This window comes from Halomonas alimentaria (genome assembly GCF_009902005.1).
GTDB classification, from domain to species: domain Bacteria; phylum Pseudomonadota; class Gammaproteobacteria; order Pseudomonadales; family Halomonadaceae; genus Halomonas; species Halomonas alimentaria.
Genome location: NZ_WUTT01000001.1, coordinates 2,283,328 through 2,297,115 on the forward strand (window position 1 = coordinate 2,283,328; position 13,788 = coordinate 2,297,115).

The following is a 13,788-nucleotide window of genomic DNA, read 5'->3' on the forward strand; positions in this document are numbered from 1 at the left end:
CTGCTCCCGTTGCCCATTGACCCAGTCGCCAAGGAAGCCCGATGTCATTCGAACTGCCTGCCCTACCTTACGACGCCAAGGCCCTTGAACCGCACCTCTCCCGCGCGGTGGTGCAGCAACGCCACGGCGAGCTGCAGCGGGCCTGCGTGGCTCGCCTCAATCGGCTGGTCGCCGGCACGCCCTGGGCGGAGTGCTCCCTGGAGGCCATTCTCCTGGGCGCTGAAGGCGCCCTCGCCCAGCAGGCGGCGCAGGCCTGGGCCTTGACCTTCCACTGGCACAGCCTGGCGCCGCGCCCAGGGACCCTGCCCGACCCGCTGGCCGCGGCCATCGGTACCGCCTTCGGCGACCTCGAGGGGCTCCGTTGCGCCCTCGAAGAGGCCGCCGCGGAAGTCAGTGAGGGGGGCTGGGTGTGGTTGGTCGCCCAGGGCGAGGCGCGGGAGCTGGCCGTGGTGACCACCGCCGACGGCGAGCTGCCTCTGGCGCCGGGAGTTATCCCGCTGCTGGCCCACTACGTGGCGCCAGAGGCCGAGGAGGCCGCGGCCTTCTGGGCACTGGCCAACTGGCGATTCGCCATCACCAATCTCATGGGTTCGGCCGCGCCAAGCCGGCCATCCATCCCTCAGGGGTCGGCGCGACGGCCGATGCCGCGATAGGTTAACCCCTGGGCGGCGACCCATGCCGGGTCATAGATATTGCGCCCATCCAGCACCAGGCGCTCGGCCAGCAGCGTGGCCAGTTGTCGCCAGTCGGGATTCCAGTAGGCCTTCCATTCGGTGACCAGCATCAGGGCGTCGGCCCCCCGACACGCCTCCAGCGGGTCGCCCTCGAAGAGCTCCAGCAGCGGGTGGTTGCCCACCTCCTCACGCAGCGCCGGCAGCGCCGCGGGGTCGTGGAGGCGAACCCGCACCCCCTGGGCCCATAGTGCGCGCAGCAGGGTCAGCACCGGGGCGTGGTCGATGCGAGCGGTTCCGGGCTTGAAGGCGGCTCCCCAGATCGCTACGCAGCGCCCTTCCAGACGGCCATGGAGGTGCGCCCACAGCTTGCGGAACAGCGTCTCCTTCTTGTGCTCGTTGATGTCGAGCACCTGCTCGAGCAGCGCCGAGCGACGCCCGCTGGAGAACTGTACGTCGGCCAGGCGCATCAGGTCTCGGGAGAAGTTGGGACCGCCGAAGCCACAGCCGGGGTAGAGATACTCGTAGCCGATACGGGGATCCGACCCCATCCCCTGGCGCACGAACTCGACGTCGACGCCCAGGCTGTCGGCGAGCCCCGCCACCTCGTTCATGTAGCTGATGCGGGTCGCCAGCATACCGTTGATGGCCAGCTTGGTGAGCTCCGCCGCACGGCGCGGCATGCGCTGGATCACCTCGCGGCGCCGATTGAAGGCACGCAGGAGCTCGCGGACCTGTGCCTCCGCCGACTCATCGTCGCAACCCAGCAGCCAGCGACCCGGCCGGGTGAAGGTTTCCCAGGCACGCCCCTCCTCGATCATGTCCGACAGGGCCACCGCGTGGCTGCCCTGCCCCAGCCTGGCCTCCAGCCGCTCGGTCTCGCCGACCGGGAAGGTGGAGTGGTTGACCAGCAGCCGTGACTGGGCCCCGTTGCTGCCCAGGGCCACGAACAGCTCGTCGAGATCGCCGCGCTGCTCCGGCGAGAGCGAGAGCCAGACCACCTCCTGGGGGTGCTGCAGAGCCTCCTCGGCGCTCGCCACTAGGCGCAGGCTGGCGTCGGCCAGTCCGGACTCCAGCTGGTCGAGCAGACGCGGCTCGCGAATCAGCCAGTCGGCCCGCCGCAGGGTGGACCAGGGCTGATCGCCGTGGGGCAGCCAGGTGACCTCATGACCCACCCAGCAGAGGGCGGCGGCGGCGGTGGCGGCGGAGAGTTCGCTACCGTGAACCAGCACATGCATGCGTCAGTCCTCCCCGGCGTAGCGGGTGAGTAGCTCGCGGAACCCCTCGCCGTAACGCGCATGGCGACGGCCATAGGCGAGGATCGCCTCGAGATAGCCGAGCTGATGACCGCAGTCGAAGGTCTTGCCGCGCATGCGATAGGCATCGACGCCCTCACGGGCGCGCAGGGCCTCGATGGCGTCGGTAAGCTGGATCTCGCCGCCGGCACCGGGCGGGGTCTCGGCGAGCAGCGCGAAGATGCTGCCGGGCAGCGCATAGCGGCCGATCACCGCCAGGTCAGAGGGAGCCTCCTCTACCGGCGGCTTCTCCACCACGCCGGCCAGCGGCCGTGACTCGCCGGGGGCGGGAACCTCCCCGCCGGTGTCGACGATGCCGTATTTGCTGGTCATCTCGTGGGGGACCTCCTCGACCATCAGCTGGGCGTGGCCGCTATGCTCGAAGGCCTCCAGCATGCCGGCCAGATCGTTGCGATCGAGACCCTCGTCATCCACCAGCACATCGGGGAGCAGCACCGCAAAGGGGGCGTCGTCGCCCACCACCGGGCGCGCGCAGAGCACGGCATGACCGAGGCCCAGCGGTTCCGGCTGGCGCACACTGATGATATTGACGTCGTCCGGCACGATGCTGCGCAGCTCCTCGAGCAGCTCGTGCTTGCCCTTGGCCTCGAGACTCGCCTCGAGCTCGAAGTGCTTGTCGAAGTGGTTCTCGATGGCCGCCTTGCTGCCGTGGGTCACCAGCACGATATCGCGGATGCCGGCGGCAACCGCTTCCTGGACCACGTACTGGATCACCGGACGGTCAACGATGGTGATCATCTCCTTGGGAATCGCCTTGGAGGCCGGCAGGCAGCGGGTGCCGAAACCGGCGACGGGAAGCACGGCCTTGCGAATCATGGTGAAGTCCTTGTCGATCTCTCAGCATCAGTGGGTGTCACCGCGGCTAGCGGCGTTCCTTCCCGGGTGAGAGACGTGGGAATGCCTCCCCGGGAACAGGTATCATGGGCATGATACCGGACGCGACCAGGCCTGCCACTGTGTCGACACTACGACAGCGACTGTAGCGTCACGCCAACAACTTGGCCGAGGCCTGTAACATGAACCAGCAACGGAGAGCGCAGATGGGCGCAACATCAACCTCAGCGGACAACGTGGATCCGGGTGAGATCGCCAAGTTCGAGGCCCTGGCGGGACGCTGGTGGGACGCCACGGGGGAGTTCAAGCCGCTGCACGATATCAATCCGCTGCGCCTGGACTTCATCGACGCACGTGCCGGTCTGGCCGGGCGGCGTGTTCTGGATGTGGGCTGTGGCGGCGGCATCCTCGCCGAGGGCATGGCCCATCGCGGTGCCGAGGTCACCGGCATCGACCTGGGCGAGGCCCCGCTGGGCGTGGCCCGCCTGCATGCCGAGGAGAGCGGGCTTGCCATCGAGTACCGCCGGGTCAGCGTCGAGGCCCTGGCCGAGGAGGCGCCGGGAAGCTTCGATGTAGTCACCTGCCTGGAGATGCTGGAGCACGTGCCGGATCCGAGCTCGGTGGTGCGTGCCTGCGCAACCCTGGTCAAGCCCGGTGGCCAGGTGTTCTTCTCGACCCTCAACCGTAACCCCAAGGCGCTGGCCCTGGCGGTGGTGGGGGCCGAGTACCTGCTGCGCATGCTGCCCCGTGGCACCCACGACTATGCCAAGTTCATCCGCCCCGCCGAACTGGCCGGATGGTGCCGTCAGGCAGGCCTGGAAGTGCGTGAGCAGAGCGGACTGGTCTATAACCCGCTGAGCCGCCGCTACCGGCTGCACCCGACCGATGTCTCGGTCAACTACCTGATGCACTGCCGGCGCGACGAAGCATGATCGCGATGTCCCGCCCCGCCGCCCTGCTCTTCGATCTCGACGGCACCCTGGTGGATACCGCACCTGACCTGGCCCGGGCCACCAATGCCCTGCGCGAGCACCATGGCCTCGCCGCCCTGCCCTATCCGCTGATCCGCGCCCAGGTCTCCAACGGCGGCAGCGCCCTGGTCGAACTCGCCCTGGGCCTGGCGCGTGACATGCCAGGACACGACGCGGCACGCGCCTTCCTGCTCGCCGCGTATGGCGAGGCGGTAGCCGAGGAGAGTTGCATCTTTCCCGACCTGGTGCCGTTGCTGGCGGGCTGGGAGGCGGCCGAGCGTCCCTGGGGGATTGTCACCAACAAGCCTCGAGCCTACGCCGAGCCCCTGGTGGCCGCCCTGGGGCTGTCGCCGGGAGCGCTGCTCTGCGCCGATGACCTGCCGGTCAAGAAGCCCGATCCGGCACCGCTGCTGGAGGCGGCGCGCCGCCTGGGTGCCGATCCGGCGCACTGCTGGTATATCGGTGACCACCTGCGCGACATGCAGGCGGCAAGGGCGGCCGGCATGGCCGCCGTAGCGGTAGGCTGGGGCTATATCGAGGAGCAGGACGACTACCGCCGCTGGCCCGCCGACCTCTGGTTCGAGACCGGCGAGGCGCTGGCGGCGGCGCTGGAGTGAGAAGGCACGCCAGCGGCAGTGGTGTCAGGCCTTTGGCGGTTGGGCGTCGAACTTCTCGCCGTTGTGGCCGCGGCTCTCGGGGCCCATCAGCCACAGGTAAGTGGGCATGATCTCCTCGGCGGTGCGCAGGGCAGCGGGATCCTCGCCCGGATAGGCGGTGCGGCGCATCTGGGTGCGGGTGGCGCCGGGGTTGAGGCTGTTGACCCGGATGCTGCCCAGGTGCTCCAGCTCATCGGCAAGCACTTCCACGAAGCCCTCGGTGGCAAACTTCGAGACCGCGTAGGCGCCCCAGTAGGCGCGTCCCTTCCTGCCCACGCCGGATGAGGTGAAGATCACCGAGGCATCCCGGGAGCTCTTGAGGAGAGGCAGCAGTGCCTGGGTCATCCAGATCGGGCCATTGATGTTGACCTGCATGACCTGCTCCCAGAGCTCGGGATTGTACTGCTCGAAGGGCATGATGCGACCGAGCTGCCCGGCATTATGGAGGATGCCATCCAGGCGGCCGAATTCCCGGTCCAGGGTCTCGGCCATGTCGTGGTAGTCCTTGAGGGTGGCACCCTCGAAGTTCAGCGGAAAGATCGCCGGCTGCGGGCCGCCCGCGGCCTCGATCTCGTCGTATACCGCCTCCAGCTTGGCGATGGTGCGCCCCAGCAGGATCACCGTGGCACCGTGTCGGGCATAGGCGAGTGCCGCGGCCCGGCCGATGCCATCGCCGGCACCGGTGACCAGGATCACGCGGTCGTGCAGCAGCTCGCTCGGCGCCTGGTAGTCGATCTTGCAGGTGGTCATTGGTTCTCCTCGGTGATCAGTTGCCGGCGTCGCGCAGGAAGTCGCCAGCCAGCCCCGCCGCGGTGCTCTCGGGATATGCCTCGCGGACCCGCTCGAGCAGTTCCCGGCTCTCGTCCGGCTGGCCCTGGCGCGCCTTGAGCAGGCCCAGCTTGTAGAGGGCGTCGGGTACCTTGTTGCTCTCGGGGTAGTCGTCGAGCACCGTGCGGAAGGCCGCCTCGGCGGGTTCCAGGCGCCCCTCGGCGGAGTGCAGTTCGCCCAGCCAGTAGTGGGCGTTGGGGGTCAGGCGGCTGTCGGGATAGTCGCCCACGAAACCCTCGAAGGCGGCAATGGCCGCATCGAACTCGCGTGCCTGGACGCTGGCGAAGGCCTGCTGATAGGCCGCCTGGGCATCGGGGTCGTCGCTGCGCGGGGCCGGAGAGTCGGCCTGGTCGGCCACCTGGTTTGCGGCCTGCTCGTCGACTCTCTGGTTAGCCGGGGCGGCGCCCACCGACAGCGAGGAAAGGCGATCCTCGAGGTCCATGTACTGCTGACGGGTCTGCCCGCGCAGCTGTTCGAGCTGATGGCGCAACTCCTCGACCTGGCCACGCAGGCGGCGAAGTTCCTCCTGGTGCTCCTGGACCTGGTTGAAGATCACCAGACTGCCACCCGCCGCCTCACGGGTCTCCGTCTGCTGGTAGAAGGTGCTGGGCTGTGCGGTCAGGTCCTCGACCACCGGCTGCTGCGCCAGTGCAGGAAGCCCTACGGAGAGCGGGAGCACCAGGGCTCCCGCACCGCACAGTCCTTTCAGACCGTGTTTCATCTGTGTCTCCCTCGACACGGGCGGTCGCCTCAGTAGGCGAACACGACCCGACGGTTCTGGGCGAAGGCCTCTTCGTTCTGGCCGCGTGCCGCGGGACGTTCCTCGCCGTAGCTGACCACCTCGACCTGGGAGGGGGAAACGCCCTGCACGGAGAGGAACTGCTCTACCGAGCGAGCACGCCGCTCGCCCAGTGCCATGTTGTACTCGCGGGTGCCACGCTCATCGGTGTGACCCTGGAGCACTACCCGAGCATTGCCGTTCTCGCGCAGGTAGCGGGCATTGGCGGCCAGTACCGGCTCGAACTCGGTACGAATACGGTCGCTGTCGAACTCGAAGTAGATGGTGCGCTGCTGGGGGATACGACCGTCCGCCTGCTGGCCGGAAGCCCCTGCGGTGCCACCGTAGCCGGAGCCGCTGGCCCGACCATCGCTCACGCCGGTGCTGCTGGCACCGCTGCCGTCGCGAGTTCCGTCCATGGAGCCGTCCTGGGTGCCGCCGGTGCTGGAACAGCCGGCCACCAGGGCCAGCGACAGGGCGACTGCCAGGGAGCGGGCATAGGGCTTGAATTGCATCGTTTCATACTCCTGAAGCATCAGTTCATGAAAGGTGACCACGCGGGTTCGCGCACGTCACCCTGAGCGGAGGGCAGCCGGAAGGACGCGCGTCCATCGGCAGTGACTGCCCCCAGCACCCCGCTGTTACCCTGCTGGGTGGCGAAGATTACCATGGTCCCGTTGGGCGCAACACTGGGCGACTCGTCCCAGCGTGAATCACTCAGCGTGACCAGGCGACCGCTCTCCAGATCCTGGCGAGCGACCTGGAAACCGTTGCCGGAACGATGGATCAGGAACAGCGACTCGCCGTCCGGCGAGAAGCGGCCGCGGGCGTTGTAATTGCCGGTGAAGGTCATGCGCTTCTGTTCACCGCTGGCCAGGTCGTGGCGGTAGATTTGTGGCCCGCCGCTGCGGTCCGAGGTGAACAACAGGCTGCGGCCGTCCGGCGCCCAGAAGGGTTCGGTATCGATGGCCGAGTCGTTGGTGATGCGCTGCAGGTCGCGTGACCCGATGTCCATCACGTAGATCTCCGGCTGACCATCCTTGGAGAGCGACATCGCCAGCCGACGACCGTCCGGCGACCAGGCGGGTGCCCCGTTGAGGCCCTGGAATGAGCTGATGCGCGCCCGCTTTCCGGAGCCCAGTTCCTGGACGTAGATGGCCGGGCGTTCGGTCTCGAAGGAGACATAGGCCAGCTTGCGACCGTCAGGGGACCAGGCCGGCGACAGGATCGGCTCTCGCGAGCTCAGCACCTGCTGGCTGTTGTGGCCATCGGCATCGGCCACGTAGAGGGCAAACTGCATGTTGTCGCCCACGCCCTGGGAGGTGACGTAGGCGATGCGCGTGGAGAAGGCACCGCGAATGTCAGTGATCGCCTCGAACACCTGGTCGCTGATGTAGTGCGCGGCGCCGCGCAGCTCGCCCGAGTCGGCAGTCACCACCTCGCCGAGCATGCGTTTCTCGCCACTGACATCCATCAGTTCGAAGCGCAGCCGGTAGCCGTCGCCCTCGCGCTCGGCGCTACCCACCACCAGGTAGCGCACATCCAGGGCCTTCCAGTCGCCGTAGCGTACTTCATCGGCGCTGGCGGGCTGGTCCATCATCTGGCGGCGCGGCAGCGGTTCGAAGTAACCGCTGCGCTCGAGGTCGTCGTGAATCACCTGGGCAACGTCCTCGGGCAGCCCCTCGCCACCGGCGAAGGGCACCACGGCAATGGGCGTGGCACTCTCGTTGCCACGGGTGATCTCGATCGTCAGGTCGGCCTGGGCGAGTTGACTCACCAGCAGCAGCGCGGCGGCCAGCCAGGCAGTCATCAGGGATTTCATCAGCGTACATCTCCCGGTCTGAAGCGCAGATTGAATTGACGGTAGTCCCGTTGCACGCCGGCTGGCAACTGTCGCAGTTCGGCGAACGGCGCCGCGGCCTCGACGGCCTGTACGGCGGAACGGTCGAAGGCAGTGTCACCGCTGGAGCGTGAGATCTCGGCGACAAACAGCTCTCCGGAGGGGCCTAGCCGTACCGATATCTCGGCCGTCGCCCCGGAGGAGACATTGGGGGGAATGCGCCAGGCCTGCTCCACGGCCTGGCGTACCAGGGCGATAAAGTCGTTGGCTGCCTGCTGCCCCTGTTGCGCATTGGCGACACGCTCATCCGCCCCCTCGATCAACCGCTGCATCTCTGCCTCGGCCTGCTCGCGCTGGCGTGCGGCCTCCTGTTCGCGACGGGCTTGCTCCTCGGCCTCACGCTGGCGTGCGGCCTCTTCCGCCTCGCGACGGCGCTGCTCCTCGGCTTCCTGTTCGCGGCGGGCCTGCTCCTCCGCCTCGCGTTGGCGTGCGGCCTCCTCCTCGCGACGGGCCTGCTCCTCGGCCTCACGCTGGCGTGCGGCCTCTTCCTCACGACGGGCCTGCTCCTCCGCCTCACGCTGACGTGCGGCCTCCTCCTCGCGACGGGCTTGCTCCTCCGCCTCGCGCTGGCGTGCGGCCTCCTCCTCGCGACGGGCCTGCTCCTCCGCCTCGCGCTGGCGTTCGGCCTCCTCCTGGCGTCGCTGCACCTCGGCTTCGCGCTCGCGCCGGGCCTCTTCCTCGGCCTGACGCTGCTCCTCGAGACGCCGGGTCTCGGCCTCGGCCTCCTCGCTGCGCCTGGCAGCCTCGGCCTCGGCGGCCTGACGTGCCTCCTCGAGCGCCTGTTCCTCCACCTCTTCCTGCGCCTCGCGCTGCGCCTCCTGAGCGGCGGCCTGCTCTTCCGCCTGGCGGGCCTGTTCCTCGGCTTCGCGCTGCTCTTCGGCCTGCCTGGCCAGGGCACGCTGACGCGCCGCCTCGGCCCGCTGGGCCTGGTCGGTAACGGTCTCGGTGCTGACCAGGGTCGCCTGAACGATGGAGGATGGCTGGGGCTCGCGGTCGCTGGCCGGCAGGCTGATCACGCTGATCAGCAGCACCAGGACGTGCAGCCCAACTGCCAGCAGCGTCGGCAGCCCATAGCCTACCCGGGCATGTCGTCTGGCCATGGTGCGCTTACTCCCCCCCGCTCGGCGGCTCGGAGATCAGCCCCACGTTGGCGACGCCGGCGGTCTGCAGCGTGCCCATCAGGGTCACCACCTGGCCATAGGAGACGTTGCGATCGCCGCGGACCATCACGGGCGTGCCGGGCTTGCGTTCGAGCAGGATGATCACGCGATCGGCGACCTCCTCCAGGGGCATCTCGGTCTCGTCGCCGCCGATGGAGAGGTAGTACTGACCGTCGCGATCCACCGACACGATGATCGGGTCGCTGTCCTCGGGGGGATCGATTGGCTCCGAGGTCACCTGGGGAAGATCGACGTTGACCCCCTGGGTCAGCATGGGTGCTGTGATCATGAAGATCACCAGCAGCACCAGCATGACGTCGATAAAGGGGACCACGTTGATCTCGCCCATGGGCTTGCGGGCTCCCCCGCGATGAAAGGGTCCATGCATGACGTGACTCCCTCAGGCACCGCCGGCGTCTGACCGGCCCTGCAGGTTGCGGTGCAGGATGGAGTGGAACTCCTCGGCGAAGTCCTCGTACTTGCCCAGCAGGCGGCCGGACTCCGCGGACAGGCGGTTGTAGAAGATCACCGCCGGGATGGCGGCGAACAGCCCCATGGCAGTGGCGATCAGGGCCTCGGCGATCCACGGCGCCACGGTGGAGAGGGTCGCCTGCTGGGCCATGGAGAGGGACTGGAAGGAGCCCATGATGCCCCACACCGTGCCGAACAGCCCGATATAGGGGCTGGCCGAGGCCACGGTAGCCAGGAAGACCAGGTGCAGGTTGAGACGCTCCTCCTCCCTGGACCAGGCCACCCGCATGCTGCGCTGCACCCCTTCGAGGATCGCCTGGGGACTGCGGGTCTTGGACATCAGCCGGTTGAATTCGCGAAAGCCGGCGCGAAAGATGTGCTCGGCGCCCTGGGTCTCCTGCTCCGGGGGCACCTCGCGGTAGAGCTCATTGAGATCGACACCGGACCAGAAGCGGTCCTCGAAGCCACGGTGGGCCTTGCGGGCGCGGCGCATCATGAAGGTGCGCTGGAAGATCACGATCCAGGAGAGGATCGACCCCACCGTGAGCAGCAGCATGACCAGCTGCACCACGGTGCTGGCGTTCATGATCAGGTGGGGTATGGACATGGCGTCGTTCACGGGCATCCTCGTCAGGCTTGCGGTTGAGCAGAAGTGTGAGCCAGCAGCTCGGCGAGCGCCGGCGGCCAGGGTATGGGCCTGAGGCGCCTGGCGTCGATACAGGCGATGTCGACCCTCGCCTCGCACAGGGGTTCCCCGCGACGGGTCACCACCTGGCCGAACTGCAGCCGGGCACGACCCGCGGTCAGGACCTCCGCGCTCACCTCGAGCGCGTCATCCAGCCTGGCGGGCTTGGCATAGCGGCACTCCAGCCGGTGCACCACCAGCTGGACCCCGCTCTCGAACAGCGCGTGCTGGGTGATGCCCCGTGCGCGAAGCCATTCGCTGCGTGCCCGCTCCATGTACTTGAGATAGTTGACGTAGTAGACGATGCCGCCGGCATCGGTATCCTCGATATAGACGCGAACCGGGAAGCGAAACTCGTTCATGGACGGGTCTCCCCCGCCGCATCCTCGGCGCCGGCCGCGGGAGCCAGGCCGAAGTGCTGCCAGGCCTGGCGAGTCACCACCCGACCGCGGGCGGTGCGCATCATCAGCCCCTGCTGTATCAGGTAGGGCTCGATCACGTCCTCGATGGTGTCGCGCTCCTCGCCGATGGCGGCGGCCAGGGAGTCGACGCCCACCGGCCCGCCGTCGAACTTCTCGATCATCGCCAGCAGCAGGCGGCGATCCATATGGTCGAGGCCGTGCTGGTCGACATGAAGCATGTCCAGGGCCCGGTCGGCGATGGCGGCGTCGACATGGCCGTTGCCGCGCACCTCGGCGTAGTCGCGCACACGGCGCAGCAGCCGGTTGGCGATGCGTGGCGTGCCCCGGGAGCGTTTCGCCACCTCCAGCGCCCCTTCGGGATCGGCCACGACCCCCATCAATCGCGCCGAGCGTGAGACGATCTCGGTGAGCTCCTCGATGGCATAGAACTCCAGGCGCTGGACGATACCGAAGCGGTCACGCAGCGGCGAAGTAAGCAGGCCCGCTCGGGTGGTGGCGCCCACCAGGGTGAAGGGCGGCAGGTCGAGCTTGATCGAGCGTGCCGCCGGCCCCTCGCCGATCACGATATCGAGCTGGAAGTCCTCCATGGCGGGATAGAGGATCTCCTCCACCACCGCCGAGAGGCGATGGATCTCGTCGATGAACAGCACATCACCAGGTTCGAGATTGGTGAGCATGGCGGCCAGGTCGCCGGCGCGCTCCAGCACCGGTCCAGAGGTCGACTTGAGCCCTACCCCCATCTCCTCGGCGATGATGTTGGCCAGGGTCGTCTTGCCGAGCCCGGGAGGACCGAACACCAGGGTGTGGTCGAGGCTCTCGCCGCGTCCACGAGCGGCGCCGATGAAGATCTCGAGCTGCTCGCGCACCCGGGGCTGGCCGATGTAGTCGGCGAGTCGCTTGGGGCGAATGGCGCGATCGACGGGCTCTTCTCCTTCGCGGACGTCGGCGGCGATCAGACGGTCGCTCTCCAGCATCGTGCTACCCCGCCATCCGGCGGCTCAATGCCGCCTTGATCATGGCCTCGGTACTGCCCTCGCCCTCGAGGCCACTGAGCATCCTGGCCGCCTCGGTCGGCTTGTAGCCGAGGCTGACCAGCGCCGCCTCGGCATCGGCCAGCGGGTCCTGTTCCGAAGAGCCCGGCTGACTGCCGCCCTCGAGTCCCGACAGGGAGGGCTCCGGGGACTCCCAGTGGGGGAAGCGGTCACGCATCTCGATGATCAGCCGTTCGGCAGTCTTCTTGCCGACGCCGGGCAGCCGCGTCAGCGACTTGACGTCGTCATCCAGCACGCAGCGCCGGAACGCCGCCTCGTCCATGCCGGAGAGGATCGCCAGGGCCAGCTTGGGCCCCACGCCGTTGACCTTGATCAGCGCCCGGAACAGGGTGCGTTCCTGGTCGCGCAGGAAGCCATAAAGCAGGTGGGCATCGTCACGCACGCTGAGGTGGGTGTAGAGCGATACCGCCTCGCCGACGGCAGGCAGGGCCACCAGCGTGGTCATGGAGGCCTCCAGCTCGTAGCCGACGCCGGCCACATCCACCACCAGCCAGGGGGGCTGTTTGTCGAGAAGCGTGCCTCGCAGGCGTCCGATCATGGGAAGTCCGTATCCTTGCGTCAGGGTGGGCGGCAGGCGCCGCCGTTGGAGCCACTATACTGGTCGGCCGCGGGGCTGGCCAGCCCGGTAGAACGGCGTTCGAGAACGCCGAAAGCGTCGCCTGGAAGCGACAGCGTCAGGGCCGAAAATCGCGCCAGGAGCTGCCCTTGCGCCGGCTGCGATGGCCACCGAAGCTGCCGCTGGTCATTAGCCCGCGGCGCGCATGGGCGTGGGTCAGGGCAATGGCCAGGGCATCAGCGGCATCGGCCTGGGGCATCGCGGAGAGCCCCAGGATCGCGGTCACCATATGCTGCACCTGGAGCTTGTCGGCACGCCCCGAGCCGGTCACCGCCTGCTTGATCTGGCGCGGGCCGTACTCGCTCACCGGCAGGCCGTGGTTGGCCGCACAGACGATGGCGGTGCCGCGCGCCTGGCCCAGCTTGAGGGCCGAGTCGGCATTCTTCGACATCACCACCTGTTCGATGGCGAACTCCGCCGGGCGATGCACGGCGATCAGCTCGCTCACCCCCGCATAGACCTGGGCCAGCTTCTGGGCCAGGTCGTCGGCGCGGATGCGGATGCAGCCGCTGGCCACGTAGCGCGGCGTGGCCGTGGTCACGTCCAGCACGCCGTAGCCGGTGATCCGCGAGCCGGGGTCGATGCCCAGAATCAGCATGTCGGCCATTCACTCGATAGCGTCGAGAACGGCATCGTCGAACTCCGCGTTGGTGGTGACATTCTGGACGTCATCCAGGTCCTCGAGCATGTCGATCAGGCGGATCACCTTGCGGGCAAGCTCCTCGTCCTCGATCGGTGTGGTGGTCTCGGGGAACAGGCCCAGCTCACTGCGCTCGGGCTCGATGTTCGCCGCGATCAGCGCCTCCTTGACCTCATGGTAGGCGTCGGGGGCCGTGACTACTTCCAGGGTGTCGTCATCGAGGGTCACGATATCATCGGGCTCGGCCTCCAGAGTCGCCTCGATCACCGCCTCCTCCGAGATTCCCGCAGGCAGCGCCAGGCGGCCCTGCTTGTGGAACATGAAGGCCACCGAGCCGCTGGTGCCGAGATTGCCGCCGCACTTGCTGAAGGCATGTCGCACTTCCGAGACGGTCCGGTTGCGGTTGTCGGTGAGGCACTCGACCATCACCGCCACCCCTTCCGGGCCGTAGCCCTCGTAGATGCACTCCTCCATGGCGTCATCATCGGCATTGCCGGCGCCGCGGTCGATGGCGCGCTGCACGGTGTCCTTGGGCATGTTGCTGGAGAGCGCCTTGTCCACGGCGGTGCGCAGGCGCGGGTTGTCTGCCGGATCGGGGCCACCCTGGCGCGCGGCCACGGTGAGCTCACGGATCAGCTTGTTGAAGATCTTGCCGCGCTTGGCGTCCTGGGCCGCCTTGCGGTGCTTGATATTGGACCACTTGCTATGGCCGGCCATGTTACCTCCTGAACGAGTAGGCCACGCTGGCTACCTCAAGGCTCGGGGCTGTTCCGGCGACAAGCCTGCGA

17 protein-coding genes are annotated in these 13,788 nt (G+C 68.0%); 3 read left to right on the forward strand and 14 right to left on the reverse strand.

Features of this window, described 5'->3' with window-relative positions; all coding sequences use genetic code 11:
- Positions 1–41 precede the first annotated feature (41 nt).
- Positions 42–653, forward strand: coding sequence for a Fe-Mn family superoxide dismutase (locus GRB96_RS10830; protein WP_161432151.1), 612 nt, complete (start codon positions 42–44; stop codon positions 651–653).
- On the opposite strand, the gene GRB96_RS10835 is transcribed toward GRB96_RS10830, so the two are convergent.
- Both GRB96_RS10835 and galU read right to left on the reverse strand, forming a co-directional pair.
- On the reverse strand, positions 620–1,909 hold the full coding sequence (locus GRB96_RS10835; protein WP_161432152.1) for a nucleotide sugar dehydrogenase: 1,290 nt from the start codon (positions 1,907–1,909) through the stop codon (positions 620–622). The two genes, GRB96_RS10830 and GRB96_RS10835, sit on opposite strands and share 34 nt — an antisense overlap.
- Before the next feature lie 3 nt (positions 1,910–1,912).
- Positions 1,913–2,803 carry a UTP--glucose-1-phosphate uridylyltransferase GalU gene (galU, locus tag GRB96_RS10840; protein WP_161432153.1) on the reverse strand — a complete coding sequence of 297 codons (891 nt, stop codon included), beginning with the start codon at positions 2,801–2,803 and terminating at the stop codon, positions 1,913–1,915.
- A 224-nt stretch (positions 2,804–3,027) separates the two neighbouring features.
- Between galU and ubiG the strand changes: the two genes are divergently transcribed.
- Positions 3,028–3,753 carry a bifunctional 2-polyprenyl-6-hydroxyphenol methylase/3-demethylubiquinol 3-O-methyltransferase UbiG gene (ubiG, locus tag GRB96_RS10845; protein ID WP_161432154.1) on the forward strand — a complete coding sequence of 242 codons (726 nt, stop codon included), beginning with the start codon at positions 3,028–3,030 and terminating at the stop codon, positions 3,751–3,753.
- Positions 3,750–4,409 carry an HAD-IA family hydrolase gene (locus GRB96_RS10850; protein WP_240894155.1) on the forward strand — a complete coding sequence of 220 codons (660 nt, stop codon included), beginning with the start codon at positions 3,750–3,752 and terminating at the stop codon, positions 4,407–4,409. Before ubiG ends, GRB96_RS10850 begins: the two co-directional genes overlap by 4 nt.
- Positions 4,410–4,433: 24 nt before the next feature.
- Here GRB96_RS10850 and GRB96_RS10855 read toward each other — a convergent pair whose 3' ends face one another.
- The 12 genes from GRB96_RS10855 to GRB96_RS10910 all read right to left on the reverse strand — a co-directional run bounded on the left by GRB96_RS10855 (position 4,434) and on the right by GRB96_RS10910 (position 13,717).
- Entirely contained in the window at positions 4,434–5,198 is a 765-nt protein-coding gene (locus GRB96_RS10855; RefSeq protein WP_161432155.1) for a YciK family oxidoreductase, read from the reverse strand.
- Positions 5,199–5,214: 16 nt separating this feature from the next.
- Positions 5,215–5,997: a tol-pal system protein YbgF gene (gene ybgF / locus GRB96_RS10860; protein WP_161432156.1), complete on the reverse strand. Its 783-nt coding sequence runs from the start codon at positions 5,995–5,997 to the stop codon at positions 5,215–5,217.
- A 29-nt stretch (positions 5,998–6,026) separates the two neighbouring features.
- Positions 6,027–6,569 (reverse strand): peptidoglycan-associated lipoprotein Pal, encoded by a 543-nt coding sequence (gene pal, locus GRB96_RS10865; RefSeq protein WP_161432157.1) that lies wholly within the window; start codon positions 6,567–6,569, stop codon positions 6,027–6,029.
- A gap of 20 nt (positions 6,570–6,589) precedes the next feature.
- Positions 6,590–7,876, reverse strand: a complete 1,287-nt coding sequence (tolB, locus tag GRB96_RS10870; RefSeq protein WP_161432158.1) for a Tol-Pal system beta propeller repeat protein TolB — start codon at positions 7,874–7,876, stop codon at positions 6,590–6,592.
- Positions 7,876–9,054, reverse strand: coding sequence for a cell envelope integrity protein TolA (gene tolA / locus GRB96_RS10875; RefSeq protein WP_161432159.1), 1,179 nt, complete (start codon positions 9,052–9,054; stop codon positions 7,876–7,878). Before tolA ends, tolB begins: the two co-directional genes overlap by 1 nt.
- A gap of 7 nt (positions 9,055–9,061) precedes the next feature.
- Positions 9,062–9,502, reverse strand: a complete 441-nt coding sequence (gene tolR, locus GRB96_RS10880; RefSeq protein WP_161432160.1) for a protein TolR — start codon at positions 9,500–9,502, stop codon at positions 9,062–9,064.
- Positions 9,503–9,514: 12 nt separating this feature from the next.
- Positions 9,515–10,204, reverse strand: a complete 690-nt coding sequence (tolQ, locus tag GRB96_RS10885; protein ID WP_161432161.1) for a protein TolQ — start codon at positions 10,202–10,204, stop codon at positions 9,515–9,517.
- 11 nt (positions 10,205–10,215) lie between these two features.
- A complete protein-coding gene (ybgC, locus tag GRB96_RS10890) occupies positions 10,216–10,632 on the reverse strand; it encodes a tol-pal system-associated acyl-CoA thioesterase (RefSeq protein ID WP_161432162.1) in 417 nt (138 codons plus the stop codon).
- A complete protein-coding gene (ruvB, locus tag GRB96_RS10895; protein WP_161432163.1) occupies positions 10,629–11,666 on the reverse strand; it encodes a Holliday junction branch migration DNA helicase RuvB in 1,038 nt (345 codons plus the stop codon). The genes ybgC and ruvB overlap by 4 nt, the downstream gene beginning before the upstream one ends.
- A 4-nt stretch (positions 11,667–11,670) precedes the next feature.
- Entirely contained in the window at positions 11,671–12,282 is a 612-nt protein-coding gene (gene ruvA, locus GRB96_RS10900; protein WP_161432164.1) for a Holliday junction branch migration protein RuvA, read from the reverse strand.
- Positions 12,283–12,418: 136 nt separating this feature from the next.
- Positions 12,419–12,958: a crossover junction endodeoxyribonuclease RuvC gene (ruvC, locus tag GRB96_RS10905; RefSeq protein WP_161432165.1), complete on the reverse strand. Its 540-nt coding sequence runs from the start codon at positions 12,956–12,958 to the stop codon at positions 12,419–12,421.
- Between the two features lie 9 nt (positions 12,959–12,967).
- On the reverse strand, positions 12,968–13,717 hold the full coding sequence (locus GRB96_RS10910) for a YebC/PmpR family DNA-binding transcriptional regulator (RefSeq protein ID WP_161432166.1): 750 nt from the start codon (positions 13,715–13,717) through the stop codon (positions 12,968–12,970).
- Between the last annotated feature and the right edge of the window lie 71 nt (positions 13,718–13,788).